Origin of the sequence: Streptomyces spinoverrucosus (assembly GCF_006539505.1) — a bacterium.
In the GTDB taxonomy this organism is placed as follows: domain Bacteria; phylum Actinomycetota; class Actinomycetes; order Streptomycetales; family Streptomycetaceae; genus Streptomyces; species Streptomyces spinoverrucosus.
The window spans coordinates 269,822-296,812 of the sequence record NZ_BJND01000016.1 but is presented as its reverse complement, the minus strand read 5'-3'; the positions used below and the strand labels follow the sequence as shown (position 1 = coordinate 296,812).

Genomic DNA, 26,991 nt, shown 5'->3' with positions numbered 1-26,991 from the left:
GGAACATGAAGGACGTGGCCTACGAGCACCGAGAGGTGAAACGCGCCCGGTACGCCGTGGCCGCCGTGTTCGCCGTGCACGGCGCGGTCACCGGCTCGTTCGCCACCCGCGTCCCCTGGATCCAGGACCACGCCTCGGTGAGCCCCGGCCAGCTCGGCCTCGCGCTCGCCTTCCCCGCCCTCGGCGCGTCCGTCGCGATGCCGCTCGCGGGCCGGATCAGCCACCGCTTCGGCGCCCGTACGGCCCTGCGCGGACTGCTCGCCCTGTGGACGCTGGCGCTGGTGCTGCCATCCCTGGCGCCCAACCTGCTCGCGCTCTGCCTGGCCCTGTTCGCCTTCGGCGCCACAGCCGGCATGTCGGACGTCGCGATGAACGCCCTTGGTGTGGAGGTCGAGAACCGCCTCGGCCGCTCGATCATGTCCGGCCTGCACGGCATGTGGAGCGCGGGCGCCCTGATCGGCTCGGCCGGCGGCACGCTCGCCGCGCACCTGGGCACGGACGCCCGGCTGCACCACGCACTGGCGGCCGCGTGCCTCACCCTGCTGGGCCTGCTCGCCTGCACCTGGGTGCTGGACCTCCAGCCCGCCGAGGACGAGGAACCCCCGCCCCGCTTCGCGCTGCCGCCGAGGTCGGCGCTGCTGATCGGCGCGGTCGGGTTCTGCGCGGTGTTCGCGGAGGGCGCGAGCCTGGACTGGTCGGCGGTCTATCTGAAGGACGAACTGGGCACGTCGGCCGGTCTCGCGGCCGCCTGCACGACCGGCTTCACCCTCACCATGGCACTCGCCCGGATCGCGGGCGACAAGGTGGTCGACCGCTATGGCTCGGTCCGCACGGTCCGTACGGGCGGTGTCCTCGCCACGGCGGGCGGTCTGCTGATCGTCCTCGCGGACCACCCGGCTGCGGCCATGGCGGGCTTCGCGCTGATGGGTCTGGGCATCGCCGTGGTCGTCCCGCTGTGCTTCGCGGCGGCGGGCCGCAGCGGCCCGAACCCGAGCCAGGCCATCGCGGGCGTCGCGACCATCACGTACACCTCCGGCCTGATCGCGCCGAGCGCGATCGGCACGCTGGCCCAGGCGACGAGCCTGGTGGTGTCGTTCGGTCTGGTGACCTTCCTGTCCTGCGGGCTCGCGGTGTTCGCGGGCGTGCTGCGCTCCGGGGACCGGGACCGCCCCAAGGTGGTGGCCGACCGACCGCGTGTACGAAGCACCCCCGACCAGCCCTGACAATGGTCCGGCACTGCTGTTACGACGAAAGCGACACCTGCCATGGATCTCGGCGTCCGCTGGAAACTGCACGGCGACGGACGCACCCCGGCACCCGGAGCGGTGGTCCGGCCCGACGAGCGACTGTCCTGGCCGCGCACGGCCGGGCTGGGCGCCCAGCACGTGGTGGCGATGTTCGGGGCCTCCTTCGTGGCGCCGGTCCTGATGGGCCTGGACCCCAACCTCGCGATCATGATGTCGGGCGTCGCCACGATCGTCTTCCTGCTCGCCACCCGCGGCCGGGTCCCCAGCTACCTCGGCTGCTCCCTGTCCTTCGTGGGCGTCGCGGCCGTGATCCGGGCCCAGGGCGGCACCAGCGCCACGGTGACCGGCGCGGTCCTCGTGGTCGGCGTCGCGCTGTTCCTCGTCGGGCTCGCCGTGCAGCGCTTCGGCGCGCGGATCATCCACGCGACGATGCCGCCGATCGTGACCGGCGCGGTGGTCATGCTGATCGGCTTCAACCTCGCCCCAGTCACGGCCTCCACGTACTGGCCGCAGGACCAGTGGACGGCCCTGCTGGTGATGCTGTTCACCGGTCTGGCCGTCGTATGTCTGCGGGGCTTCTGGTCCCGGATCGCGATCTTCCTGGGCCTGGTCTTCGGCTACGGCATCTCCTGGGCCTTCGACCGGATCTTCGGCCGGATCCACTCGGTCGACGCGAGCGGCAAGCTCACCGACCACTGGCGCCTGGACCTCTCCGGCGTCGCGCAGGCCGACTGGATCGGCCTGCCCACCTTCCACGGACCGTCCTTCGAGTGGTCGGCGATCCTGGTCGCGCTGCCGGTCGTGATCGCGCTGGTCGCGGAGAACGCGGGGCACGTCAAGGCGGTCGGCGAGATGACCGGCGACCCGCTCGACGACAAACTCGGCACGGCGATCGCCGCCGACGGCGTCGGCTCCGTGCTGTCCACCGCGGTCGGCGGCCCGCCCAACACGACGTACTCCGAGAACATCGGCGTGATGGCCGCGACCCGCGTCTACTCGACGGCCGCCTACTGGGCCGCCGCCGGTTTCGCCCTGCTGTTCGGCCTGTGCCCGAAGTTCGGCGCGGTGGTGGCCGCGATCCCGGGCGGGGTCCTCGGCGGTATCACCGTCATCCTGTACGGCATGATCGGCCTGCTCGGCGCCCAGATCTGGATCAACGCCAAGGTGGACCTGCGCAACCCGCTCAACCTGGTACCGGCCGCGGCGGGCATCATCATCGGCGTCGGCAACGTCTCGATGACGTTCACCGACACGTTCTCGCTGAGCGGCATCGCCCTCGGCACGCTCGTCGTCATCACCGGCTACCACGCACTGCGGGCGTTCGCCCCCGCCCACCTCAAGACACAACAGCCGCTCCTCGACGAGGGCACGTCCCGCTACGACGACGCCAGGTCATAGGCGTACGGCACTCCCCCACGCGCAGCGGCCCCGTTCCCCCGTTCTGGGGAAGCGTCGGGCTCGTCGGCGCCCGGGTCGGCCCAGGGCTGGGACCCTGCCCCCATGACGCAGTTGGAAGAGTTCACCACCCCCGTCGACGCGGTCGTCTCCCGGATGCGCGCGCTGGCCGCGGCCCTGCCCGCACAGGACGGGGTCGCGGTCTTCAACCGCGTCTACCTCGCCGTCACCGAGACCGTCGACCACCGCATCGACACCGGGCGCTTCCCCGACGCGCGGGCCGCGATCACGCTGGACGTACGGTTCGCGGAACGCTATCTCGCAGCCGTCGACGCGGCCGCGGCGGACCGGCGTCCACCGGCCTGCTGGCGGCCGCTGTTCCAGTTCCGCCGCCATCCCGGCGTACGGCCGCTGCAGTTCGCGCTCGCGGGCATCAACGCGCACATCGGGCACGACCTGGCGCTCGCCGTCGTGGACGCCTGCCGTACGTTGGACTGCGAACCGGCGGAGCTGGAGGACGAGTTCGACCGCGTGGGCGACCTCCTCGTGACGCTGGAGGAGCGGGTCCGCGAAGATCTGATGCCGGGTCCCGACCTGTTCCAGATCGCCGACCCGCTCACCCACCTGCTGAGCGCGTGGAGCCTGGAACGCGCCCGGGACGCCACGTGGTCGGCGGCGCGGGCGCTGTGGGCGCTGCGCCGCCTCCCCGACCTGGCCGCGGAGTTCACCGAGCGCCTGGACGCGGCGGTGGGCTTCGCGGGCCGGATGATGCTCACCCCGCTGCCGGACTGATCCGGCCTCGGCCCCGCCGTGCCCCGGAACTCCTGTGTGGGAGCTGTACGTTCGACAGAAACGGACCGCTTGCAAAGGAGCACAAGGTATGGCGACACGCCTCGGACTCAGCCTTCCGCAGAACAAGCAGTACGACCTCGGACGGGACGTGCCCGACGTGGCGCGCGCCGCCGAGGCGACCGGCTACGACAGCCTGTGGGTGTACGAGCGGGCGCTGTTCCCCGAGCCCGCCACCCAGGGCCTGTACGACATCGAGGGCCTCCCCTGGCCCGACTCCTACCGGGGCGTGGCCGACCCGCTGGTCACCCTCACCCTGGCGGCCGCGGCCACTGAGCGCGCCGAGTTGGGCACCAGCGTGCTGGTGGCACCGCTGCACGTGCCGTTCCAGCTCGCCAAGGGGCTGGCCTCGCTGGACGCGGCGAGCGGCGGCCGGGTGGTCGCCGGGTTCGGCACGGGCTGGTCGCACGACGAGTACGCGGCGGCGTCGGTGCGGCCGTTCGAGGAGCGCGGCCAGATGCTGGACGAGCTGATCGAGGTGTGCCGCGCGGTGTGGGGTCCGGACCCGGTGTCGTACGACGGGCGCGTCACGAAGATCGCCTCCGCCGTGGTCGGCCCCAAGCCGGCCCGGCCGATCCCGATCCTGCTGGCCGCGAACACCCCGAAGGCGCGGCGTCGCCTCGTCGACCACGCCGACGGCTGGATGCCGGTGGGCATGGGCGCCGAGGCCGTGGCCGCGCAGTGGCAGGAGCTGCAGGACCTGGCGGCCGAGCGCGGCCGTAAGGAGCCGATCCGCACGGTGCTGCGGGTGAACCCGCAGTACACGGCAGCGGCCTACGACGGCCCCGACCGCAGCCCCTTCCAGGGCAGCGTCGACCAGATCATCGAGGATCTGGTCGCGCACGCCGAGATCGGCCTGGAGGAGATCTTCCTCGACCTCCAGTCCACCGTGCGGGACGCCCAGGAACTCAAGGACGTCGCCGCCCAGGTGTACGAGAGGGCGCGAGCGGCCGGAATCTAGGGCCGGACAGGCCCTAGTCCTCGGGCAGTTCGACCGGCGCGATCTCGTCGTAGACGTCGCCGGGGCCGGGGTTGGCCCGGTCGGTCGCCCCGCCGAAGTGGTGCATGACGCCCCAGACCGCGTTCAGCGCGGTCTGGACGGCGCCCTCGGCCCAGCCCGCCGTCCAGGAGATGTCGTCACCGGCGAGGAAGATGCCCCGCTTGTCCTCGGGCAGCCGGTCCTGCATGAAGTGCGTGAACAGGCGCCGCTGGTAACGGTAGTGCCCGGGCAGGTTGGCCTTGAACGCGCCCATGAAGTAGGGCTCGTTCTCCCAGGAGACCGTCACCGGGTTGCCGATGATGTGCTTGCGGATGTCGACCTTGGGATAGATCTCGCCGAGCGACTTCAGCATCACCTCCATCCGCTCGTTCGCGGACAGCGGCAGCCACTTCAGGCTGTCGTCGCACCAGGTGTACGACAGACAGATCACGGCGGGCTTGTCCGGACCGTCGTCCAGGAGGTAAGTCCCGCGCGTCATACGGTCGGTGAGCGTCATCGACATGACGTCACGCCCCGTCTCCTCGTCCTTGTCCAGCCAGAACGGCCGGTCCACGGGCACGAAGAGCTTGCTCGACTCCATGTAGTGAGTGCGCTCGATCGCGGTCCAGTGGTCGATCGGGAACAGCGAGTCGTCGCAGGCGATCTTCGACAGCAGCATCCAGGACTGGGCGGTGAAGATGGCCGCCTTGAAGGTGCGGATGTCACCGTTCGCGTCCGTCACCGTGATCTGGTTGCCCGCGGTGCGGTGCAGCCGGGTCACGGCCGGGCGGGGCTCACCGCCCTCGTGCAGGGTGGCCAGCGAGGTGCCGTACGGCCAGTGCACGATCTTCTCCGGCTCGCGCTCCCACAGCCGCAGCGGCAGCTGCTGGGAGCCGCCGACGATGCCGCGGTGGTGGTCGTCGGCCTCGGTGTAGACGACCCGCAGGATCTCCAGGATGGAGTTGGGGAAGTCGGTGTCCCAGCCGCCGGTGCCGAAGCCGACCTGGCCGAAGATCTCCCGGTGACGGAAGGACTTGAAGGCGTCGGAGTCGCAGAGGAAGCCGTAGAAGGTCTGGTTGTCGAGCTTCTCGACGAGCTTCGCCCAGATCTCGCGGATGCGCGGCACGTCCCGCTCGCGCATCGCCCGGTTCATGTCGGAGAAGTCGGCGCCCTCTTCCAGGCACTTGTTCCACGCGTCGGCCACGTCCCGGTAGACCTGCGGCAGGTCGTCGATGGTCTCGGCGTAGTGCGACTCGCCCTTGAGGTCGACGACGGTCGAGGGGGTCGCCTCGGCCAGCGGGTTGGGGAAGGGACGGGTCTCAAGGCCCACCAGGTCGATGTAGTGCTGCAGCGCCGTGGAGGACGGCGGGAAGCGCATCGCGCCCATCTCGGCGGTCAGCGAGGGGTCGCAGCCGTCGAAGCCGACGGTCCGCAGCCGACCGCCGATCTTGTCGGCCTCGTAGACGACGGGCTTGAGGCCCATCTTCATCAGCTCGTACGCGGCCACGATGCCGGACAGGCCGCCGCCGATGACCGCGACCTCGGTGCCGTGCTCGGTCGCCGGAATCTGGCCGAGGCCCGCGGGGTGGGCGAGGAAGTCGTCGTAGGCGTACGGGAAGTCCGGGCCGAACATGGTGATCGGCGGCTGCTGCTCGTCGGCGTGCTCGACGGCGTTGGGCACCGTGGACGTCATGGGGTACGGACTCCTTGCGCGAAACGGGGGGTGAGGGGGTTCAGACGAGGGACCCGTAGAGGCCGGGGCGGCGGTCCTTCAGATACGGGTTCGCCTCCCGGGAGGCGGCGAGGAAGGCGGGGTCCACATCGGCGAGGACGAGTTCCTCACCGCGCCCGGCGCGGGTGCGGGCGAACCCGTCCGGCCCGGCGAGGGTGGACAGCCCCACGAACTCGAACTCGCCCTCGTGGCCGACCCGGTTGACGTACGCCACGTACATCTGGTTCTCGAAGGCCCGCACCGGCACCAGTGACTCGGCGACGAACTGGAACGGGTGCATCTGCGCGGTCGGCACCAGCAGCAGGTCGGTGCCGGCGAGGGCGTGCGCGCGGACGTTCTCCGGGAACTCCACGTCGTAGCAGATCATGATCCCGACCCGCAGCCCGTCCAGCTCGGCCTGGACGACCGGCTGCTCGCCCGGCGTGAAGTGGTCGCGCTCGAAGCAGCCGAAGAGGTGGGTCTTGCGGTAGTTGGCGAGCCGTGTGCCGTCGGCGGAGATCAGCTGGGCGGAGTTGAAGACCGCGTCCGCGGCGCGCTCCGGGTAGCCGTAGGCGATCGCCAGGCCGTGCCGCGTGGTGATGTCGGCGATCGCGTCGGCGGCGTCACCGTCGGCGGGCTCGGCGAGGCGGGCGATGTCGTCGCCGATCGCGTAGCCGGTCAGGAACATCTCCGGCGCGACCAGCAGCCCGGCACCTGCGGCAGCGGCGCGGCCCGCGGCCTCGTCGAGGACCTTGAGGTTCTCGACGGTGGAGCCGGGCCGGCCGGAGCTCTGGAGCAGGGCGGTGCGCATGCGTGTTCCTCACCAGGACGGATGGATGTGGGGGCCACGTAGACGGTACGGGCGGCGGGCACGGCGGGACAAGGAGGAGCCGTTGCGCGCAGATGGCCGGAATATTGCGTCCGTCCGGCGTTGCCCGGCGATTCGTTGCGCGCCTCGTCGTACGTCCCCTCGGCCTCGGGGCGCACGACGAGATGGGGTGCCGGCAGGCGGCCGGAAACGCGGTGTCCGTCGGCTCGGTGGAGCCGCGAGCGCGCGGCCGGGTGAGACGAGGCCGCGGTCCACAGCCCCCGCATTCCGGCGAGTCCGCGTACGCCCCGCTGCCCGTCTCGCCCATGCGCGAGGCCGTCACGCGCGCCACCCCGTCAGGACCGCTCCCGTCGGCGGCGGGCCACCACCCCCGTGCCCGCGACCAGGGCCGCGGTCAGCAGGTACGGCACCGCGAACACGGCGAAGGCCGTGCCGTGCCCGGTCCTCGAACCGACGGCCGCGTAGGCGCCGAACACGGCCACGGTGGCCAGTTCGGTGCCCAGCCCGGCGATCGAGGTGACCGTGGCTCGCGCGCTGTCGTCGATCCGCCGCTGGAGCCGGGCGTCGGCCAGCACACTCGCCAGTTGGAAGCCGCCGAAGGCGACGGCCACCAGCACGAGACCGGCCGGTGCCCGGGCCAGGGCGCCTACGGCGAGGGCCAGCGCGGAACCGGCGAGCAGCCCCGCGAACCCGGCCGCGCCGAGGCGTTCACCGGGACCGGCGAGCAGGCTCCCGGCGGTGGCGCCCGCCCAGATCAGCAGGAGCAGATAGGGGCCGGCCCAGTCCGGCACGCCGGTGTCCCGGACCAGGAGCGGCGTGTACTCGTCGAGCGCGCCCCACACCGAGCCGACGGCCGCGACGAGCAGCAGGGCGGCGGTGACCGGCCGGTCGGGACGGCGTACGGCGCGCAGGGTGCCGTACCGGCTCCCACTCCCGGCCACCGTGGAGCGATGCTCCGGGAAACGGGTCGCCACAGCCGCCGTCAGCAGACAGGTCAGCACGCTTGCCGCGCCGACCAGCGGATAACCGCCCAGCGCGAGCACCGGCCCCGCAAGCCCCATCGCGGCCATCACGGCCACCAGGCCCGCGGCCCGCGCCCGGCCCATCACGCGGGCGTAGTCGTCGGCCGCACCGAGCCGGTCCAGCTCCTCGTACACCAGCGCCTCCAGCGCGCCGGAGCCGAGCGCTCCGCCGGCGCCCCAGAGCACGAAGCCGAGCGCGAACGCCCCGTACGAGGGGATGAGCACCCACAGGGTGAAGCCGACGGCGGTCAGCAGCGGGCCGAGCCACAGCAGCAGGCGCCGGGAGACGGCGTCGGCCCAGGCGCCGGAGGGGACCTCCAGCAGCACGCCGGTGATCGACCACAGGGCGAAGAGGGAGGAGATCTGCCCGAGGGACAGGCCGGTGTCGCCGAAGAGCAGGGCGTAGACCGGGTACAGCAGGACGAAGTCGTCCAGGAAGGCATAGCCGTACAGCGTCCGGGTCAGACGCCGGACGCCGGGCTCAGGGGCGCGTGAAGGTCAATGTCGCCAGATCATGCGACCGATGGTAGACCGCGCGGCGGGATCAGGTTGGCGATCCCGAGGAGAAGCGCCGCAGCAGCGGCGACAGGACGAGCACGGACCTGGTCCGCTCCACGAACGGCTCCCCCGCGATCCGCTCAAGGACCCGCTCGAAGTGCCGCATGTCGGAGGCGAAGACCTGGGCGACCGCGTCCGCGTCCCCGGTGACGGTGGACGCGGCCACGACCTCCTGGTACCGCTCCAGGCCCCGCTGGATGATCTCCGGCGAGGTGTTGCGGCGGCAGTAGATCTCGACGAACCCCTCGGTCTCCCAGCCGAGCGCCGCAGGGTCCACCCGTACGGTGAATCCGGTGATGGCTCCGGTGGCGCGCAGCCGGTCCACGCGCCGTTTCACGGCGGGCGCGGACAGGCCGACGAGCTGCCCGATGTCCGCGTAGGAGCGGCGGGCGTCCTCGGCGAGGGCGTGCACGATGCGTTCGTCGAGATCGTTCAGCACTGCTGGTGGTTCACTTCACTTCTGATGCGACTGAAGCGTCTGCTGCGTCTGTTGCGGCGAGACGGGAACGGCGGTAGCCGTACAGGAAGTAGAACACGAGACCGGCGGCCATCCAGAACCCGAAGACCACCCAGGTCACGGTGTCGAGGCTGAACATGTTGTACGCGCAGAAGGCGAAGCCCAGCACCGGCAGTACCGGCCCGAACGGCACCTTGAACGTGCGCTCCAGCTCCGGCCGCTTGTAGCGCAGCACGATCACCGCGATGTTGACCAGCGCGAAGGCGAACAGCGTGCCGATGCTGGTGGCGTCGACGAGCTTGCCCAGCGGGATCATGGCGGCGAGTACACCGCAGAACAGGGACACGATCACGGTGTTGAGGCGGGGTGCGCCGGTCTTCCGGTCGACCTTGCCGAGCGCCTTGGGCACCAGGCCGTCGCGGGACATCGCGAAGAGGATGCGGGTCTGGCCGTAGAGCACGGTGAGGACGACGCTCGCGATGGAGATGACCGCGCCGAGGGCGAGCAGGGTGCCCCAGAACGTCTGGCCGCTGACGTCGTTCATGATCGCGGCGAGGGAGGCGTCGGAGCCCTCGAACTTGGTCCAGTTCCAGGCGCCGACGGCGACGGCCGCGACGAGCACGTACAGCGCGGTGACGATGATCAGCGAGAGCATGATCGCGCGGGGCAGGTCCTTCTTGGGGTTCTTGGCCTCCTCACCGGCGGTGGAGGCGGCGTCGAAACCGATGTAGGAGAAGAACAGCGTGGCACCGGCGGCGCTGACGCCGGCCATGCCGAGCGGCATGAAGTCGGCGTAGTTGCCGGACTTGAAGCCCATGAAGCCGACCGCGCAGAACAGCACCAGCGCGGCGATCTTCACCGCGACCATGATGGTGTTGGCGCGGGCGGACTCGCGGACGCCGCCGAGCAGGAAGACCATCGCCAGCAGGACGACGAGCAGCGCGGGCAGGTTGATGATGCCGCCCTCACCGGGCGCCGAGGACAGCGCGGCCGGGATGGTCACGCCGATCGTTCCGTCGAGCAGCTCGTTGAGGTACTCGCCCCAGCCGACCGCGACGGCGGCCACCGACACGCCGTACTCCAGGACCAGGCACCAGCCGCAGACCCAGGCGACGAGTTCGCCCATCGTTGCGTACGCATACGAGTACGAGGACCCGGCGACGGGGATGCTGCCCGCCAGCTCGGCGTACGACAGGGCCGAGAACAGCGCCGTGAGACCCGCGATGACGAATGCCAGGGTGACCGCCGGGCCGGCCTCGGGGACGGCGTCGCCGAGGACGACGAAGATGCCGGTGCCGAGCGTGGCACCGATGCTGATCATGGTGAGCTGCCACAGGCCGAGGGAGCGGCGCAGCGCCCCTCCCTCACCCTGGCCGCCCTCCGCGACCAGGCGTTCCACGGGCTTGCGGCGCAGCAGGCGCGCGCCGAACCCAGGGGACGTGGGGTCGGTCTGGCTGCTGTGCTGCGGGGGTGCGCCTTGGTCGAGCACGCGCTGGCTCCTTTGTTGCTGCCGATCAGGGGGACGGGGACCGGCGGCATCCCCAGAAGACGGGGGACCCACCGAGCGGGGTCCCCGCCACGCCACGTACGAGGCGACAGCCTATGAGCTGGGGCGTTGCCGTTGTAATGCAGCAACCTTGCGTATGCCCGCAAGATCATTGCGTTCCTGGGGGCTGGGCGTGCGTTCGTTGCACGGCGGCTGTGGACCGTTGCGCGAAGGCCTTCTCAGCGCGCTTCCAGCTCCTTGACCAGGAAGGTGCACAGGTCGACGCATTCACGGGTGCTGCCGTCGTGGTCCTCGTACGCGTAGCGGTCGAGGTAGTCGATCAGCGGGCGGTAGCCGAGCCCCGCGTACAGGGCGGCCGCGCGCGGGTTGTCCTTGGCGACGCCGATGCCGACGGTCCGCAGGCCCCGGTCCCGGGCCAGGTTCTCGGCGGCGTGGATCAGCGCGGTCCCGATGCCGCGCGAGCGGAGCTGTTCCGGCCAGACCGCCAGCCCGCCGATCTCCGGGCAGTCCGCCGGGACTTCGGGCGCCGCGCAGCCGATCCAGCGCATCTCCGCGTGCCCGACGGGCCGCCCGTCCAGCCAGGCGACGAGGTACGTGCACTGCCCCGTCTGCTGGCGCGCGAACCGCCGGGCGTGGAAAGAGGTGCGGCCGGGCGAGCCCATGCAGCGGTCGAGCAGTGCGACATCGGCGGCCCGGCAGACGGTGATCTCCATGCTCCGACGGTAGGCGCGGGAACACGAAACGGCCCCCGATTTTCACCGGGGGCCGTCCGTAAGCAGTTGGGTCAGTTCCAGCTGGCGTGCAGCGGCTTGCCCTCGGCGTAACCGGCGGCGCTCTGTATGCCGATGACGGCCTTCTCGGCGAACTCCTCCAGGGAGGCGGCGCCGGCGTAGGTGCAGGAGGAGCGGACGCCCGCGATGATCGAGTCGATCAGGTCCTCGACGCCGGGCCGGGCCGGGTCGAGGAACATCCGGGAGGTGGAGATGCCCTCCTCGAACAGGCCCTTGCGGGCGCGGTCGTACGCCGACTCCTCCGCCGTGCGATTGGCCACCGCGCGCGCGGACGCCATGCCGAACGACTCCTTGTACGCACGCCCGCTGGCGTCGTGCTGAAGGTCGCCCGGCGACTCGTATGTGCCCGCGAACCACGAGCCGACCATCACGTTGGAGGCACCGGCGGCCAGCGCCATCGCCACGTCCCGCGGGTGCCGGACACCGCCGTCCGCCCACACGTGCTTGCCGTACTTCTTCGCCTCGGGGGCGCACTCCAGCACGGCCGAGAACTGCGGCCGGCCCACGCCGGTCATCATCCGGGTGGTGCACATGGCACCCGGGCCCACACCGACCTTGACGATGTCGGCGCCCGCCTCGATCAGGTCGCGCACACCCTCCGCCGAGACGATGTTGCCGGCCACGATCGGCACCTGCGGGCCGAGGGCGCGCACCACCTTGATGGCGTTGATCATCGACTCCTGGTGGCCGTGCGCGGTGTCGATGACGAGCGTGTCGACGCCCGCGTCGAGCAGCTGCTTGGCCTTGCCCGCGACATCGCCGTTGATGCCGACGGCGGCGGCTATGCGCAGCCTGCCCTGAGCGTCGACGGCCGGCGTGTACAGCGTGGCGCGCAGCGCGCCCTTGCGGGTGAGGATGCCGACGAGCTTGCCGTCGGCGTCGACGGCGGGGGCGTAGCGCCGGTTGTGGTGGTCGAGGGTGTTGAAGGCCTCGCGGGGGTCCATGTCGGCGTCGAGCAGGAGCAGCTCGTCCTTGGACATGACCACTTCGAGCTGGGTGAAGCGGTCGACGCCGGTGAGGTCCCGGTCGGTGACGACACCGATCGGGCGCTGCTCCTCGTCGACGACGACACCGGCGTTGTGCGCCCGCTTGGGCAGCAGGGAGAGCGCGTCGGCGACGGTCTGGTGCGGGGCCAGCACGATCGGGGTGTCGAGGACCAGATGGCGGCTCTTCACCCAGGAGACGACCTCGGTGACGACGTCGATGGGGATGTCCTGCGGGATGACCACGAGGCCGCCACGGCGCGCCACGGTCTCGGCCATGCGGCGGCCGGCGATGGCGGTCATGTTGGCGACGACGAGCGGAATCGTGGTGCCCGTGCCGTCCGGGGAGCTGAGGTCCACGCCCTGACGGGAGCCGACCGCGCTGCGGCTCGGCACCATGAACACGTCGTCGTACGTCAGGTCGTACGAGGGCTGGATGTCATTGAGGAAACGCACGTGCTGCACATCCCAGTCGTTCAGAGGTGGCCCCCGGACAGGTCAGCCAGGGGGAAGAGCACGTACTTCATTGTCCCATGCTGACCGGAATGCACTGCACGGTCGCTTCATACGAGCAGGTCAGAGGGCCCTTAGGAGGATCCTCCGAGAGCAAGCATCACCGTGAGTGACGGCGCCCGGTTCACAGCCGCGGAGAACACCTCCTGGGCGATCTCCCACTCCTCCGGCCGCGCCTTCGCGTACGGCTGCCAGTTCCGTACGACGACCAGGAGCCCGTCCGCGGCCTCCGCGGGCCACACGGAGGGATCGGAGAGGCTGTCGGCGAGCGCGTCCCAGTTGCGGCCGAACCAGTCGGGCAACTCCAGGGTCTCGGCGCAGCGTTCCATCAGGTCCGGCTTGTCCATGACCCCGTCGAGGTCCAGAGTGACCACGAGTTCCGTCATCTCGGCACCGCCCAGGTCGTAGTGATCGTCGATGAACGAGGGGGCGGCCGCGGCCGCCCCCCTTCCTGATGTTCTCTCAGGGACCGTCAGGATCGGCCCGGTTCAGCGCCGGGCGCGGCGTCGGTCCGACCGTCATCAGGTAGTCGGCCGCGGAGGTGTCCGTGACCAGGCTGGTGACGAGCCCGGACCGCAGCACCGCGTCGATGGCGGCCGCCTTGCGCTGCCCGCCGGCGATCGCGACCACCTCGGGGATACGGCGCAGCTGGTCGGCCTTGACCGTGATGCACCGCTCCCCCAGGTCCCGGCCGACCCGGCGGCCGTCGGCGTCGAAGAGGTGCGCGGACATCTCGGCGGCGACACCGAGGGACGCGTAGTGGGAGCGCTCCTCGTCGCTGAGCATGTCGTGCACCGTGGAGATGCCCGGCTCCCAGGAGCCGATGGAGACACAGGCGACCGTGACCTTGTCGAAGTACTCGAAGGCCCGGGCGATCCCCGTCTGGTGGCGCAGCGCGGCCGCGGTGGCGGCGTCCGGCAGCAGCATCGGCGCGTAGATGGGGTGGGCGTCGCCGCCGGAGACCTGCGCGGCCCGGCGGACGGCCTCCACCGAGCCGCGCTCGGCGGTCCCGGCGTCGTACACGCCCGTCAGCTGCACCACCGTGCAGGGCGGCAGCTTGTCGAGGGCGGCGGCCATGTGGATGGTGGACCGGCCCCAGGCCAGCCCGAGCACATCGCCCTCGTTGACCAGCTCGCCGAGCAGGTCGGCGGCCACCTCGCCCAGGTTCTCGGGGTCGGGGGTCTCCTCGGCCTCGGCCGGGGACTCGACCACGACGGCGTGCCTGAGGCCGTAGCGGGCGCGCAGCGCGTCCGAGCGCTCCGCGTCCAGCTCGGCCGGCACACGGATCTCGATGCGTACGAGATCCCGTTCGAGGGCGGTCTCCAGGACCCGGGCCACCTTGAAGCGGCTGACGCCGAACTCCTCCGCGATCTGGATCTTGGATTTGCCCTCGAGGTAGAAGCGGCGGGCCATGGCCGCCGCCTGCACCAGCTCAGCGGGTCCCATCCGCATGGCTGACCGGCCCGCCGACATACCCGACACGGCGATCTCCTCACTGCTGTTCACACTCTGGATTCGCCGTTCATCCTTGCAGATACGGCGCGCTTGATCAGCCCTGCTGGGCGCCCGACGGGCGCCGTTCACGTAACCGTGGCTCAGTGGTCGCACGCCCATGCCGCGTGCTTTGTCGCGGTCTCCGCCTTGGCGCGCAGGGCACGCACCGCGGCGGCCGGGTCGGCGGCCCCGTACACGGCGGAACCGGCCACGAAGACATCGGCGCCCGCTTCCGCGCAGCGCTCGATCGTCGCGTCCGAGACTCCGCCGTCGACCTGGAGCCACAGCTCCAGGCCGTGCTTGCTGATCAGTTCCCGGGTACGGCGGATCTTGGGCAGCATGATGTCCAGGAACGCCTGCCCGCCGAAGCCCGGCTCGACCGTCATGATCAGCAGCATGTCGAGCTCGGGCAGCAGATCCTCGTACGGTTCGATGGGCGTCGCCGGCTTCAGCGCCATGGACGCCCGGGCGCCCTTGGCCCGGATCTCCCGGGCCAGCCGTACCGGCGCGGCGGCCGCTTCGACGTGGAAGGTGACCGAGGAGGCACCGGCCTCCACGTACTGAGGGGCCCACCGATCGGGGGCCTCGATCATCAGATGGCAGTCCAGCGGGGTGTCCGTCGCACGGGCCAGGGACTCCACGACCGGCACGCCGAGCGTGAGGTTCGGGACGAAATGGTTGTCCATGACGTCGACGTGGAGCCAGTCGGCCCCTTCGACCGCCCGCGCCTCGTCGGCGAGACGGGCGAAGTCGGCGGACAGGATGCTGGGGTTGATCTGCACGGCCATGCCCTAAGCGTGCCATGTCCCTGCACGGATGTTCGCGCCGTTCGGCATATCGGACGCTCTTCGGATTTCCGGGCGGGGCGCCAAGGGACTTGAGATGGCCGAGATCGGGTCCGCCGCGAACCGCACCCGCGAAAACGGTGCGCGACGTCTTGACGGGTCCTGTTCGGATACGTAGACATGACGGCGCAGTCATGACAGCGCAGTCACAGCGACCGCATCGGCCGGGAGACACCATGACGCGACGGACAGGGCGGGACGGGAGTTCCGCCGCGCCGCGCAGTGTGGACGTGGCCCGGCTGGCGGGGGTCTCCCAGAAGACCGTGTCCCGGGTCTTCAACGACGAGCCCTACGTCTCCGACGCCGTCCGCCGCCGCGTCCTGGAGGCCGCCGAGGAACTCGGCTACCGGCGCAACAACGCCGCCCGGGCGCTGGCCTCGGGACGAACCCGCTCCATCGGCGTGGTGACGCTGGGGACCGCCCTGTTCGGGCCCGCCTCACTGCTCATGGGCATCGAGCGGGCTGTCCGGGACACGGGGTACGCGCTGCGCGTGGTCAACACGGTGGAAGGGGACCCGGACGGCATCTGGGGTGCCGTGGACTCGCTCCTCGACCAGGGCGTGGACGGCATCGTCATCTCCGAGCCGATCGACGAGCCGGGCGACGGCGGGAATCAGCGCGACCTCTCCGTCGCCGTGCCGGTCCTGGTCCTCGGCGCGCCGCCGCCGTTCGACGCCGCGACGGTACTCGCCGCGGGCGGCGGCGCCGACCTGATGGCGCGGGCGGCCACCGAACACCTGCTGGGCCTCGGGCACGCGACGGTCCATCACCTCGCCGGTCCGCAGCGCTGGTATGCCGCCCGGGACCGTCTCGACGGATGGCGGGCGGCGCTGGCCGCGCACGGCAGGCACGAGCCGCCGGTCATCGAGGGCGACTGGTCGGCCGCGTCCGGCTTCGCGGCGGGCCGCGTCCTGGCCGCCGATCCGGAGGTGACCGCGGTGTTCGCCGCCAACGACGACATGGCCATCGGCCTGATCCGCGCGCTGACGGAAGCCGGCCGGCGCGTGCCGCAGGACGTGAGCGTCGTCGGCTTCGACGACGTCCCGGTCGCCGCCTATGTGACACCGCCCCTGACCACGGTGCGCCAGCCGTTCGACGCCGTGGCGCAGGAGGGGCTCAAGCGTCTCGTACACGCCATCGAGAACCCGCAGGCCGATCCGCTTCCGGCGAGCGTCCCAGCGGTCGACCTCATCGTCCGCGCCTCGACCGCGCCCCCGCCGAACCGGGTGCAGAGCGGGCTCACCACCGGTGGCGCCAAGCAGTAAACCCCCAACTTCTTCCGGAGGTTTGTCCATGGCGGATCTGCCCGCCCGCGTCCTGTTCGGTGCCGCCTACTACCACGAGTACACGCCCGCCTACGACGCCGGACTGCGGCCCGGTGAACGGCTCAAGACCGACCTCGATCTGATGGCCGACGCGCACTTCACCGTCATCCGGGTCGGCGAGTCGGTGTGGTCGACGTGGGAACCGGAGAACGGCCGCTTCGACCTCGACTGGCTCCAGCCCGTCCTCGACGGCGCCCACGAGCGCGGCATCTCCGTCATCCTAGGCACGCCGACGTACGCCGTACCGCCGTGGCTGGCCCGGCAGTACCCGGAGATCGCTGGGGAGTACGCCACCGGCCAGCGCTTCGGCTGGGGCGGCCGCCAGGAGGCCGACTTCACCCACCCGGCCTTCCGGTTCCACGCCGAGCGCGTGATCCGGAAGATCGCCGCACGGTACGCCGAGCACCCGGCGGTCATCGGCTGGCAGGTGGACAACGAGCCGGGTGTGCACCTCTTCCACAACCACGGCGTCTTCCAGCGCTTCGTCGACCACCTGCGGGCCACCTACGGCGACGTCGAGACCCTCAACCGCGAGTGGGGCCTGGTCTACTGGTCGCACCGCCTGTCCACGTGGGCCGACCTGTGGACGCCGGACGGCAACACCCAGCCCCAGTACGACGTCGCCTGGCGGGCGTTCCAGGCCCGCCAGGTCATCGAGTTCATCGGCTGGCAGGCCGACATCGTCCGGGAGTACGCCCGCCCCGGCCAGTTCGTCACCACCTGCATCTCCTACACCCGCCAAGGCGTGGCGGACGACGAGCTGTCCGCCCGGCTCGACATCGCCTCCGGCAACCCGTACTACGACATGCAGGACGGCCTCCTGCTGCCCGACCCCACACCCGACCAGCACGAACAGAAGTGGAAGACGACCGGCGTCTGGTCGATGTACCAGACCGCGGACTGGATGTTCTCCTCACGTCAGGAGCCGTTCCTGGTCACCGAGACCAACGCGAACTCCATCGGCTTCCCATGGGACAACCGGCCCGCCTACGACGGCCAGTGGCGCCAGGCCGCCTGGGCGCACGTGGCCCGCGGCGCGCGCATGATCGAGTACTGGCAGTGGCAGACCCTGCGCTTCGGCGCGGAGACGTACTGGGGCGGAGTCCTGCCGCACAGTGGACAACCGGGCCGAACGTACGCCGAACTGGCACGCCTGGGCGCCGAGTTCCACAAGGCGGGAGAACTCGTCGCCGGGCTCGAACCGGACGCCGACATCGCGATGGTCTACTCGACGCCGAGCAAGTGGCTGATGCAGAAGTACCCACCGCTCGCGACCCCCGACGGCGAACCGGACCCGGCCGCCTACCACCGGATCTTCGACCCGTTCTACCGGGGCGCCTTCGACACGGGCCGCCAGGTGCGGATCGTGCACGCGCGGCAGCTGCCTCGGACGACTCCCGCAGCGGCCGTACGGCGTCACCCGGTGCTGGTGGCCCCGGCGCTGTACATCACCGACGACGCGACCCTCGACTGGCTCGCCGCCTACGCCCACGCGGGCGGCCACCTGGTCCTCGGTCCCCGCACCGGGTACGCCGACCACGAGGCGCGAGCGCGACTCGAACCGGCGCCGGGACGTCTGGCCGAGGTCGCGGGGGTGACGTACGACGAATTCAGCAATCTGACCGGAGACGTTCCGGTGCGTGCGTCGGCGGACGGTCCGCTCAAAGCGCTGGCGGGTGGGACGGCGACGCACTGGATCGAGTGCCTGAACGTCGTCGACGCCGAGGTGCTCGCCGAGTACGACCACCCGCACTTCGGCCGCTGGCCCACGGTCACCACCCGCCGCCACGGCGCGGGCCGCATCACCTACGTCGGCACGGTCCCGGGACGCGGCTTCGCCCGGGCACTGGCCGAGTGGCTCGTGCCGTCCGCGATCAGCGGCTGGCACCACCTGCCGGAGACCGTCACCGCGACGACCGGGACGTCCCCCGAGGGACACCGCGTCCATGTGATCCACAACTGGAGCTGGGAACCGACAACCGTCGCGACCCCGGTGGAGCTGTCCGACCTCCTGGACGGCAGCTCCCTCCCCGCAGGCACCGCGCTCGACCTCGGCGCCTGGGACGTGCGGGTGTTGGTCGCCGCGAGCACCGCTCATCATGCCCACTCCGCGGCCGGGGACGGCTCGCAGGAGTGGAAGCTCAGGCGGTCCGGCGGATGATCGCCAGATACATCGCGTCCGTCCCGTGCAGATGCGGCCACAGCTGTACGTCCGGACCGTCCCCCAGGTCCGGTACGCCCGGCAGCAGCGGCCGGGCGTCGACCAGTTCGGCCTCCGGGTACTGCTTGAGCACGTCGGCGACCACGGCCCGCGTCTCCGCGAGATGCGGCGAGCAGGTGGCGTACCCGACGATCCCGCCGACCCGCACGGACTCCAGGGCCGTGCGCAGCAGCCCGCGCTGGAGCGGAGCGAACCCGTCGAGGTCCTCCGGGCGGCGCCGCCACCGGGCCTCGGGCCGCCGGCGCAGGGCGCCGAGCCCGGTGCAGGGCACGTCCATCAGCACCCGGTCGAACGAGCCGTGCCGCCACGGCGGCCGGGTCCCGTCGGCGGTGATGACCTGGTACGGCCCGGGGTTGCCGTGCAGCGCCTTCGCCACCAGCCCCGCCCGATGCGGCTGCTTCTCCGCGGCGAGCAGGGCGGCGCCCCGCTCGGCGGCGAGCGCGCCGAGCAGCGCCGCCTTGCCGCCCGGCCCGGCACACCCGTCCAGCCACTTCTCGTCGGGCCCGTCGAGCGGCGCGTTCGCCAGGGCCAGCGCGACCAGCTGGCTCCCCTCGTCCTGCACGCCGGCCCGGCCCTCCCGTACGGCCTCGATGGCCCCGGGCTCCCCGCCCTCGGTGAGCCGTACCGCGTACGGTGACCAGCGCCCCGGCACGGCGGCGTCCTCGCGTAGCAGCTCGTCGGTCGTGGCCCGGCCCGGTCTCGCGACCAGCGTCACCTCGGGCCGCTCGTTGTCGGCGGCGAGCAGTTCCTCGATACCGGCCCGGCCACCGCCGAGCGAGTCCCACAGCGCGGAGACGACCCAGCGCGGATGCGAGTGCACGACGGCGAGGTGCTCCTCGGGGTCCTCGTCGTAGGGCGGCGCGACCCGCTCCAGCCACCCGTCGAGGTCGTGCTGCGCGACCTTGCGCAGCACGGCGTTCACGAACTTGGCCCGCCCGTCCCCGAGCACGACCCGGGCCAGCTCCACCGTGGCGGACACGGCGGCGTGCGAGGGGATCCGCGTGCCGAGCAACTGGTGCACACCGAGGCTCAGCACATCCAGGACCGGCGGATCGACCTCCCTGAGCGGCCGGTCGACGCACTCCGCGAGCACGGCGTCGTACGTCCCCTGCCGCCGCAGCGTCCCGTACACCAGCTCCGTCGCCAGCGCCGCGTCCCGCCCGTCGAAGTCCCCGCCCTCCCGCGCCTTCCGCAGCAGCGGCGGCAGTACGAGATTGGCGTACGCGTCCCTCTCGTCGACGGCCCGCAGCGCCTCGAAGGCAAGGATGCGGACGGGGTCCTTCTTGGGCCGACGATAGGGCTTGCCCGGTTTGCGGGGCCGACGGGAGGTGTCGCTCACGTAAAGGTGCTCCGGATTTCTGTATACGGTGTGCACCCCAGCGTACGTCGAACGGCCTGCCGCAGCGGCTCAGCCCCCGAGCACCTCACCGTCCGCGATCCGCACGCCACGGGCCCAGTCCGCGGCCCGCATCGGCTTCTTGCCCTGGGCCTGCACCCACAGCAGCTCGACGGCGTGCGAGCCGGTGCCGACGTACACATTGTTCTTGCCGACGGACAGCTGCCGCGGGGCGAGGTCGGTCCGGTCGGGTACGAGCGCGACCTGCACGAGCTTGAGCCGCTCACCCCGGAAGGTGGTCCAGGCGCCGGGCGCGGGCGTGCAGCCGCGCACCACCCGGTCCACGCGCAGGGCGGGGGCCGACCAGTCCACCCGGGCGTCCTCGACGGTGATCTTCGGTGCGACGGTCACGCCGTCGGCGGGCTGCGGTACGGCCTTCAGGGTGCCGTCCGCGATGCCGTCCATGGTCGCGGCGAGCAGCCCGGCGCCGGCGAAGGCGAGCCGGGTCAGCAGGTCACCGCTGGTGTCGGTGGGGCGGACGGTCTCGGTGACGGTTCCGTAGACGGGCCCCGAGTCGAGCCCCTCCTCGATGAGGAACGTGGACGCGCCCGTGATCTCGTCGCCCGCCATGATGGCGTGCTGCACGGGCGCGGCGCCGCGCCAGGCGGGCAGCAGCGAGAAGTGCAGGTTGACCCAGCCGTGGGTGGGGATGTCGAGGGCGACCCGGGGCAGCAGCGCCCCGTACGCCACGACGGGGCAGCAGTCGGGCCCGATCTCCCGCAGCCGCTCCAGGAACTCCGGCTCCCGCGGCCTGACCGGCTTCAGCACCTCGATACCGGCCTCCTCCGCCCGCTCCGCCACGGGGGACGCGACCAGCCTGCGCCCACGCCCGGCCGGGGCGTCCGGCCGCGTGACAACGGCGACCACCTCGTGCCGCCCGGAGTCGAGCAGGGCGTCCAGAGCGGGAACAGCGACCTCGGGGGTACCGGCGAAGACAAGCTTCATGTGCGGACACGGGCCTCTCGGCTGGGGTTGGTCAGGGGCAACGCACAAGTCTAGAAGCCCAGCAAGCCGCCGACGGCGATCAACCCCCACGGGATGGGTCCCCCAGCGCTCCACCCGCAGCACGGCGCACGCATATGCCCATACGCCCCCACAGCGTGACCCGCGGAGCGAATCCGCGTTGGTCAAGAAAGAGTTGACCAACGGGCCGCCCCAGCGGCCCGATCCTTTCTCTTCAACGCCGGTTCGAGAGGCTTGTTCATGGCCGACCACGCAACCCACGACGCCCAGGCTCGGGCCAGCCTGCACTTGCTGGTGCGGGACATCGAGCGGGTCCGCCGGCAGGTGGACGCACTCCGCACGCTCACGGCCCAGTTGGGCAACGTCTACCGCCCGCGCCGCTCCGGCCCCTCCACGGGCTTCGTCGTCTACGGACGCGCCCCCGCCCCGACGGTCCGTCTCGCCCAGGAACTGCGGGACAGTGTCGAGACCCTGGTCACGGCCGCGGTGGACTTCGACCGTTCACTCGGCTTCTCGTGGGACGCGGTGGGCTCCGCCCTCGGAGTCACCAAACAGGCGGTGCACCGCCGCTACGGCTCGCGCCGCGCCACCACCCAGGCGACCGCCGAGGCCGAGCGCAGCACGGAGCCGTCGGGCACCCGCACGGTGAACGTCGGCACCGGCATCTCCACGGTGCCGACGGTCCCCGCGGCCCGCTCGATGCCGACCCAGCCGACGGCGGGCAGCCCGGCACTGCGCGACGAGGCCAGGCCGACCGCCTTCCCCGGCCCTCGCAACGGCTGACCCCGATGGCTGCCCCCTGCGGCTGACCCCAAGGGCTGACCCACCCCCGGCTGCCAGACCCCGCCCTCCCGGCCACATCCGGGAGGGCAGCCGTATACCCCGCCGGGATCCACCCCGGCCCAACGGGGCAGCTCAGCCGATGTCGGGCGGATCGATCCGCACCCACAGCGCCGCCCCACTCCCCCGAGCCATCCGCGCCGCCTGCGCGGCCTTCAGCGCCGCCGCCAGCGCCGACCCCCGCCCCGGCGGCACACGGACCAGCGCCCGCACCCACTGCTCCCCGGCAGGCGGCGCCCCCGCCCGCCGCGACCGCCCCGCCGCGACCGGCGTGACCGGCAGCGGCACGGGCCCCAACACCTCGGCCTGAGACGGCAGTTCGACCATCGCCAGGAACTCGGCGACCGCCTCCGCCGTCCCCGACACGGCCGCCATCCGCGACACCGGCGGAAACCCCAGCTCGGCCCGCTCGGCCAGCTCCCGTACCGCATGCCCCACGGGATCCCACCGCACCAGCGCCTGCACGGGCCGCAACGTCGGCTCGGCGACGACGACCACGGTGCCCCCGTCACCCTGCGGCCGTACGAGCGCCGAGGCCGCGATCCAGCGCCGCAACGCGTCCTCACCGGCGCGCAGATCGGGCCGCCCGAGCATGGCCCACCCGTCGAGCAGCAGCGCCGCCGCGTACCCGCCCTCGGCGACGGGCTCGGCCCCCGGCGTGCTCACCACCAGCGCGGGCGCTCCCGGCACCGTGTCCAGCACCTGCTCCCGCCCGGACGTCCGCACCGGCACGGCCGGAAACGCCCGCCCCAGCTCCTCGGCGGTCCGCCGCGCCCCCACGACCTGCGCCCGCAGCCGGAACGCCCCGCACTCCGGGCAGTGCCACGAGCCCTCCTCGCGCCCGCACCACCCGCAGCGCAGCGCCCCGGCGTCCCGCGCCTGAAGCGGCCCCGCGCAATGCCGGCAACGCGCGGGCGCCCGGCACTGCGCACAGGCCATTCTCGGTACATAGCCGCGCCGCGGCACCTGCACCAGCACCGGCCCGTGCCGCAGCCCGTCCCGGACCACCTGCCAGGCAAGGCTCGGCAGCCGGGCGGCGCGCGCGGCCTCGTCCCGCGCCAGATCCTGATCACCCACGGTCCGTATCAGCGGGGCCGCGGCCCGCACCTGGTCCCGCACGGCGACCAACGGGCGCGCCCACCCGCTCTCCACCAGCTGCGCCGCCTCCACGGTGCAGCTCCAACTTCCGAGCAAGAAGGCGCACTTGTCCTGGGCGGCGCGCAGCAACAGCACGTCCCTGGCATGCGGCTGCGGCGCGTGCTGCTCGCTGTGGCTGTCGTCCCCGTCGTCCCAGATGGCGACCAGCCCGAGGTCCTGAACGGGCGCGAACATCGCGGCCCGCGTCCCCACCACGGCCCGTACCGACCCGCGCCGCACGGCAAGCCACTCCCCGTACCGCTTCTCGGGCCCCGCCTCGGCCGTCAACAGCGCATGCCGCCCCTCACCCAGGAGAGCCGTCAACTCGGCATCGACCCGGGAGGCGGTCCGGCCATCCGGTACGACAACCAGCGCGCCGCGCCCCGAGGCCAGGGTCGCGGCGACAGCGCGGGCCAGCTCCGCACTCCACTCGGGCCCGGCCAGGGCGTTCCACACGGCCCGTGGAGCGCCCCCGGAGGCCAGCGCCTCCAGGAAGGCGGCTCCCCGCTCGTAGCGTGCCCAGGACCCCGCCTCGGGCGCGGGGGGCGGAGGCAGCGGCGCGGGTGACGGTCGCTGCTCGGCCCGGGCGCTGCGCGGCGGCACGGCGAGCTGCAGCACATCGGCAAGGCTCCCGGCGTACCGGTCGGCCACGGCCCGGGCCAGTCCCAGCAGTTCCTCGCTCAGCACCGGCTCCGGCGACACCACCTGGGCCAGCGCCGCCAACGGCCCCGAGTAGTCCGACTCGGCCCGCCGCTCGACGAGGAACCCGTCGATCAGTCCCCCGCCCTCACGGCGCCCTTCGCGCACCCGATGCCGTCCGGCCCCGAACCGCACCCGCACCCGCACCCCGGGCTGTGCCTCGGCGTCGAGTTCCTCCGGCACGGCGTAGTCGAAGTACCGGTCGAGATGGAGCACGCCCTTGTCCACGAGCACCCGCGCGACGGGCAGCTCCTTGGCCAGCGCGGCCCCTCGCCAAGTACGGGGCTTGGCCCGGGGCTCCTTGGCCTTGCGGACGCTCTCCCGGATGAGCGCGAGCTGCTCCGGCGGCGCACCCTCGGCGCCGCTGTCCCCCCGGCTGTTGTCGCTGCTCACGCTTGCATTCTTACCAAACGCCACTGACAAACGACGCCGCCCGGGAACGCACCGAGGCCCGGCCCCCGAAGGGAAACCGGGCCTCGCGTCGGGCGAAGGGCGGGCTTACAGCCCCGCGGCCGCGCGCAGCGCGTCCACGCGGTCCGTGCGCTCCCAGGTGAAGTCGGGAAGCTCACGGCCGAAGTGGCCGTACGCCGCGGTCTGGGCGTAGATCGGGCGGAGCAGGTCGAGGTCGCGGATGATGGCGGCCGGGCGGAGGTCGAAGACCTCGTCGATGGCCTTCTCGATCTTCTCATGGTCGATCTTGGCGGTGCCGAAGGTCTCGACGAACAGACCGACCGGCTCGGCCTTGCCGATCGCGTAGGCCACCTGGACCTCGCAGCGGGACGCCAGGCCCGCGGCGACGACGTTCTTGGCGACCCAGCGCATCGCGTACGCCGCCGAGCGGTCCACCTTGGACGGGTCCTTGCCGGAGAAGGCGCCGCCGCCGTGGCGGGCCATGCCGCCGTACGTGTCGATGATGATCTTGCGGCCGGTCAGGCCGGCGTCACCCATCGGGCCACCGATCTCGAAGCGGCCGGTGGGGTTGACCAGGAGGCGGTAGCCCTCGGTGTCGAGCTTGATGCCGTCGTCGAGGAGCGCCTTCAGCTCCGGCTCCACGACGAACTCGCGGATGTCGGGAGCGAGCAGCGAGTCCAGGTCGATGTCGCTGGCGTGCTGCGAGGAGACGACGACCGTGTCGAGGCGGACGGCCTTGTCGCCGTCGTACTCGATGGTGACCTGCGTCTTGCCGTCCGGGCGCAGGTAGGGGATCGTGCCGTTCTTGCGCACGTCGGACAGGCGCTTCGACAGGCGGTGCGCCAGGAAGATCGGCAGCGGCATCAGCGTCGGCGTCTCGTCCGAGGCGTAGCCGAACATCAGGCCCTGGTCACCGGCGCCCTGCCGGTCCAGCTCGTCGTCGTCGCCCTCGACCCGGGTCTCGTACGCCGTGTCCACACCCTGCGCGATGTCCGGGGACTGCGCGCCGATCGACACCGAGACGCCGCAGGAGGCGCCGTCGAAGCCCTTCTTCGAGGAGTCGTAGCCGATGTCCAGGATCTTGTCCCGGACCAGCTGCGGGATCGGTGCGTAGGCCTTGGTCGTGACTTCGCCGGCCACGTGCACCAGACCGGTCGTGATCAGGGTCTCGACGGCGACCCGGGACGTCGGGTCCTCGCGCAGGAGCGCGTCGAGAATGGTGTCGCTGATCTGGTCAGCGATCTTGTCGGGGTGACCCTCGGTCACGGACTCCGAGGTGAACAGGCGACGGGACACAACGCTCCCTGGGGTTGCAGCGGCTGCTGGCTGATCATTGGTGGACGGGACGGGGGCTGCGCCCGACGACGTCCGACAACAGTTTATCGGTCGCTCTCCGCCACGAGGTCACCCGTCTCGCCTCTCGGGAGGCCTGTGACCTGCGGCACGGGCATTCTGCCCAATGTGCGGTGACGTTGGCCAGGGGCGCCACACCGCGAATGGGCGGTTCCAGGGGGCGTACAGAACGTGCGGCCATCACCCCAGACGTTCCGCGACGAGATCCCAGACCATGTCGGCCAGCGCCTCCTTGGGGCCGTACGGCACGGGGGTCTCGGTGCCGTCGGCACCCAGCACCACCGCTTCGTTCTGCTCCGAACCGAAGGTCTTGCGCTCGCCGACCTCGTTCACCACGAGCAGATCGCAGCCCTTGCGCTGAAGTTTTTTGCGGCCGTTGGCGAGGACGTCGTCGGTCTCGGCGGCGAAGCCGACGATCACCTGTCCCGGGCGGGCGCGGTCGGCCGAGATCTCCGCGAGGATGTCCGGATTCCGTATGAGCACGACCGGTTCCGGGTCCTGGCCGTCCTGCTTCTTGATCTTCCCGGCCGCGTACGTCGCCGGGCGGAAGTCGGCGACCGCCGCCGCCATCACGACCGCGTCGGCCTCGGCGGCCGCCTTCAGCACCGCCTCGCGCAGTTGGACGGCCGTGCCGACCTGGACGACGTCCACGCCCGCCGGGTCGGGCAGCCCGGTGGTGTTCGCGGCGACCAACGTGACGCGGGCGCCCCTCGCGGCGGCCGTACGCGCGAGGGCGTAGCCCTGCTTGCCGGAGGAGCGGTTACCGAGGAAGCGGACGGGGTCGAGCGGCTCGCGGGTGCCGCCGGCGCTGACGACGACGTGGCGGCCCTTGAGGTCCGGCTCGGTGACACCGCGGGCCAGCACGCGGCGGCAGACCTCGAAGATCTCGGCGGGCTCGGGCAGCCGGCCCTTGCCGGTGTCGACGCCGGTGAGGCGGCCGACGGCGGGCTCGATGACGACCGCGCCCCCGCGGCGCAGCGTCGCCACGTTCTCCTGGGTCGCCGGGTGCTCCCACATCTCGGTGTGCATGGCGGGGGCGAAGACGACCGGGCAGCGGGCGGTGAGCAGGGTGTTGGTCAGCAGGTCGTCGGCGAGGCCGTGGGCGGCCTTGGCGAGCATGTCGGCGGTGGCCGGGGCGACGACCACCAGGTCGGCCTGCTGTCCGATGCGGACGTGCGGGACCTCGTGGACGTCGTCCCAGACCTCCGTGGAGACGGGGTGGCCGGACAGCGCGGACCAGGTCGCGGCGCCGACGAAGTGCAGCGCGGAGGCGGTGGGGACGACGCGCACGTCGTGGCCCGACTCCGTCAGCCGCCGCAGCAGCTCACAGGCCTTGTACGCGGCGATGCCACCGCTCACCCCCAGAACGACCTTGGGCTTGTCCACCGTCTCTCCCCGGACTCGACACGTACGGCGTACGCGTCTATGACACACCACAGGCCCGACAGTCGTACTGCCGGGCCTGT

Annotated in this window: 22 protein-coding genes; 7 read left to right on the top strand and 15 right to left on the bottom strand. The window is 71.9% G+C overall.

The features are described from left to right. Nucleotides 1-5: 5 nt before the first annotated feature. The 4 genes from SSP24_RS11585 to SSP24_RS11570 all read left to right on the top strand — a co-directional run bounded on the left by SSP24_RS11585 (nucleotide 6) and on the right by SSP24_RS11570 (nucleotide 4,452). On the top strand, nucleotides 6-1,223 hold the full coding sequence (locus SSP24_RS11585) for an MFS transporter (RefSeq protein ID WP_141309421.1): 1,218 nt from the start codon (nucleotides 6-8) through the stop codon (nucleotides 1,221-1,223). A 42-nt stretch (nucleotides 1,224-1,265) separates the two neighbouring features. Beyond that, nucleotides 1,266-2,645, top strand: a complete 1,380-nt coding sequence (locus SSP24_RS11580; RefSeq protein ID WP_141309420.1) for a uracil-xanthine permease family protein — start codon at nucleotides 1,266-1,268, stop codon at nucleotides 2,643-2,645. A 102-nt stretch (nucleotides 2,646-2,747) separates the two neighbouring features. Continuing rightward, the gene (locus tag SSP24_RS11575) at nucleotides 2,748-3,434 is read left to right on the top strand and encodes a DUF5995 family protein (RefSeq protein ID WP_141309419.1); all 687 of its coding nucleotides are present in this window, start codon (nucleotides 2,748-2,750) and stop codon (nucleotides 3,432-3,434) included. A gap of 88 nt (nucleotides 3,435-3,522) precedes the next feature. Next, nucleotides 3,523-4,452, top strand: a complete 930-nt coding sequence (locus SSP24_RS11570) for an LLM class F420-dependent oxidoreductase (protein ID WP_141309418.1) — start codon at nucleotides 3,523-3,525, stop codon at nucleotides 4,450-4,452. Between the two features lie 13 nt (nucleotides 4,453-4,465). Here the strand turns inward: SSP24_RS11570 and SSP24_RS11565 are convergent, their stop codons facing one another. The 10 genes from SSP24_RS11565 to rpe form a co-directional block, all read right to left on the bottom strand. Continuing rightward, on the bottom strand, nucleotides 4,466-6,163 hold the full coding sequence (locus SSP24_RS11565) for a flavin monoamine oxidase family protein (protein WP_141309417.1): 1,698 nt from the start codon (nucleotides 6,161-6,163) through the stop codon (nucleotides 4,466-4,468). A gap of 40 nt (nucleotides 6,164-6,203) precedes the next feature. Further along, a complete protein-coding gene (locus SSP24_RS11560; protein WP_141309416.1) occupies nucleotides 6,204-6,992 on the bottom strand; it encodes a carbon-nitrogen hydrolase family protein in 789 nt (262 codons plus the stop codon). A 353-nt stretch (nucleotides 6,993-7,345) separates the two neighbouring features. After that, nucleotides 7,346-8,497, bottom strand: coding sequence for an MFS transporter (locus SSP24_RS11555; protein WP_141309415.1), 1,152 nt, complete (start codon nucleotides 8,495-8,497; stop codon nucleotides 7,346-7,348). Nucleotides 8,498-8,576: 79 nt separating this feature from the next. After that, nucleotides 8,577-9,029: an Lrp/AsnC family transcriptional regulator gene (locus SSP24_RS11550; RefSeq protein ID WP_037670822.1), complete on the bottom strand. Its 453-nt coding sequence runs from the start codon at nucleotides 9,027-9,029 to the stop codon at nucleotides 8,577-8,579. Between the two features lie 10 nt (nucleotides 9,030-9,039). Then, nucleotides 9,040-10,536, bottom strand: coding sequence for an amino acid permease (locus tag SSP24_RS11545; protein WP_141309414.1), 1,497 nt, complete (start codon nucleotides 10,534-10,536; stop codon nucleotides 9,040-9,042). Between the two features lie 236 nt (nucleotides 10,537-10,772). After that, nucleotides 10,773-11,267 (bottom strand): GNAT family N-acetyltransferase, encoded by a 495-nt coding sequence (locus SSP24_RS11540; protein ID WP_141309413.1) that lies wholly within the window; start codon nucleotides 11,265-11,267, stop codon nucleotides 10,773-10,775. Nucleotides 11,268-11,338: 71 nt separating this feature from the next. After that, a complete protein-coding gene (locus tag SSP24_RS11535) occupies nucleotides 11,339-12,784 on the bottom strand; it encodes a GuaB1 family IMP dehydrogenase-related protein (RefSeq protein WP_167529566.1) in 1,446 nt (481 codons plus the stop codon). A 131-nt stretch (nucleotides 12,785-12,915) separates the two neighbouring features. Continuing rightward, nucleotides 12,916-13,227 carry a barstar family protein gene (locus tag SSP24_RS11530; RefSeq protein WP_141309411.1) on the bottom strand — a complete coding sequence of 104 codons (312 nt, stop codon included), beginning with the start codon at nucleotides 13,225-13,227 and terminating at the stop codon, nucleotides 12,916-12,918. 76 nt (nucleotides 13,228-13,303) lie between these two features. Further along, nucleotides 13,304-14,347 (bottom strand): sugar-binding transcriptional regulator, encoded by a 1,044-nt coding sequence (locus SSP24_RS11525; protein WP_141309410.1) that lies wholly within the window; start codon nucleotides 14,345-14,347, stop codon nucleotides 13,304-13,306. Nucleotides 14,348-14,436: 89 nt separating this feature from the next. After that, the gene (gene rpe, locus SSP24_RS11520; protein ID WP_141309409.1) at nucleotides 14,437-15,123 is read right to left on the bottom strand and encodes a ribulose-phosphate 3-epimerase; all 687 of its coding nucleotides are present in this window, start codon (nucleotides 15,121-15,123) and stop codon (nucleotides 14,437-14,439) included. 233 nt (nucleotides 15,124-15,356) lie between these two features. Between rpe and SSP24_RS11515 the strand changes: the two genes are divergently transcribed. Further along, on the top strand, nucleotides 15,357-16,445 hold the full coding sequence (locus tag SSP24_RS11515; protein WP_167529565.1) for a LacI family DNA-binding transcriptional regulator: 1,089 nt from the start codon (nucleotides 15,357-15,359) through the stop codon (nucleotides 16,443-16,445). A gap of 28 nt (nucleotides 16,446-16,473) precedes the next feature. Then, on the top strand, nucleotides 16,474-18,666 hold the full coding sequence (locus tag SSP24_RS11510) for a beta-galactosidase (RefSeq protein ID WP_141309408.1): 2,193 nt from the start codon (nucleotides 16,474-16,476) through the stop codon (nucleotides 18,664-18,666). On the opposite strand, the gene SSP24_RS11505 is transcribed toward SSP24_RS11510, so the two are convergent. Together SSP24_RS11505 and fmt are read right to left on the bottom strand one after the other, a co-directional pair. Further along, complete coding sequence (locus tag SSP24_RS11505; RefSeq protein ID WP_141309407.1) at nucleotides 18,647-20,065, bottom strand: RsmB/NOP family class I SAM-dependent RNA methyltransferase; 1,419 nt, start codon at nucleotides 20,063-20,065, stop codon at nucleotides 18,647-18,649. The genes SSP24_RS11510 and SSP24_RS11505 overlap by 20 nt on opposite strands. A gap of 69 nt (nucleotides 20,066-20,134) precedes the next feature. Continuing rightward, nucleotides 20,135-21,067: a methionyl-tRNA formyltransferase gene (gene fmt / locus SSP24_RS11500; RefSeq protein ID WP_141309406.1), complete on the bottom strand. Its 933-nt coding sequence runs from the start codon at nucleotides 21,065-21,067 to the stop codon at nucleotides 20,135-20,137. A 258-nt stretch (nucleotides 21,068-21,325) separates the two neighbouring features. Between fmt and SSP24_RS11495 the strand changes: the two genes are divergently transcribed. Then, on the top strand, nucleotides 21,326-21,868 hold the full coding sequence (locus SSP24_RS11495; RefSeq protein WP_141309405.1) for a hypothetical protein: 543 nt from the start codon (nucleotides 21,326-21,328) through the stop codon (nucleotides 21,866-21,868). A 132-nt stretch (nucleotides 21,869-22,000) separates the two neighbouring features. Here SSP24_RS11495 and SSP24_RS11490 read toward each other — a convergent pair whose 3' ends face one another. The 3 genes from SSP24_RS11490 to coaBC form a co-directional block, all read right to left on the bottom strand. After that, the gene (locus tag SSP24_RS11490) at nucleotides 22,001-24,154 is read right to left on the bottom strand and encodes a primosomal protein N' (RefSeq protein WP_141309404.1); all 2,154 of its coding nucleotides are present in this window, start codon (nucleotides 24,152-24,154) and stop codon (nucleotides 22,001-22,003) included. 105 nt (nucleotides 24,155-24,259) lie between these two features. Next, nucleotides 24,260-25,468: a methionine adenosyltransferase gene (gene metK, locus SSP24_RS11485; protein ID WP_141309403.1), complete on the bottom strand. Its 1,209-nt coding sequence runs from the start codon at nucleotides 25,466-25,468 to the stop codon at nucleotides 24,260-24,262. Between the two features lie 237 nt (nucleotides 25,469-25,705). Then, nucleotides 25,706-26,911, bottom strand: a complete 1,206-nt coding sequence (coaBC, locus tag SSP24_RS11480) for a bifunctional phosphopantothenoylcysteine decarboxylase/phosphopantothenate--cysteine ligase CoaBC (RefSeq protein ID WP_141309402.1) — start codon at nucleotides 26,909-26,911, stop codon at nucleotides 25,706-25,708. Nucleotides 26,912-26,991: the final 80 nt, after the last annotated feature.

Coding starts and splice junctions, on each gene's coding strand:
- SSP24_RS11585 (WP_141309421.1), top strand. CDS start 6: ATGAAGGACGTGGCCTACGAGCACCGAGAGGTGAAACGCGCCCGGTAC.
- SSP24_RS11580 (WP_141309420.1), top strand. CDS start 1,266: ATGGATCTCGGCGTCCGCTGGAAACTGCACGGCGACGGACGCACCCCG.
- SSP24_RS11575 (WP_141309419.1), top strand. CDS start 2,748: ATGACGCAGTTGGAAGAGTTCACCACCCCCGTCGACGCGGTCGTCTCC.
- SSP24_RS11570 (WP_141309418.1), top strand. CDS start 3,523: ATGGCGACACGCCTCGGACTCAGCCTTCCGCAGAACAAGCAGTACGAC.
- SSP24_RS11565 (WP_141309417.1), bottom strand. CDS start 6,163: ATGACGTCCACGGTGCCCAACGCCGTCGAGCACGCCGACGAGCAGCAG.
- SSP24_RS11560 (WP_141309416.1), bottom strand. CDS start 6,992: ATGCGCACCGCCCTGCTCCAGAGCTCCGGCCGGCCCGGCTCCACCGTC.
- SSP24_RS11540 (WP_141309413.1), bottom strand. CDS start 11,267: ATGGAGATCACCGTCTGCCGGGCCGCCGATGTCGCACTGCTCGACCGC.
- SSP24_RS11530 (WP_141309411.1), bottom strand. CDS start 13,227: ATGACGGAACTCGTGGTCACTCTGGACCTCGACGGGGTCATGGACAAG.
- rpe (WP_141309409.1), bottom strand. CDS start 15,123: ATGGCCGTGCAGATCAACCCCAGCATCCTGTCCGCCGACTTCGCCCGT.
- SSP24_RS11515 (WP_167529565.1), top strand. CDS start 15,357: ATGACGCGACGGACAGGGCGGGACGGGAGTTCCGCCGCGCCGCGCAGT.
- SSP24_RS11510 (WP_141309408.1), top strand. CDS start 16,474: ATGGCGGATCTGCCCGCCCGCGTCCTGTTCGGTGCCGCCTACTACCAC.
- fmt (WP_141309406.1), bottom strand. CDS start 21,067: ATGAAGCTTGTCTTCGCCGGTACCCCCGAGGTCGCTGTTCCCGCTCTG.
- SSP24_RS11495 (WP_141309405.1), top strand. CDS start 21,326: ATGGCCGACCACGCAACCCACGACGCCCAGGCTCGGGCCAGCCTGCAC.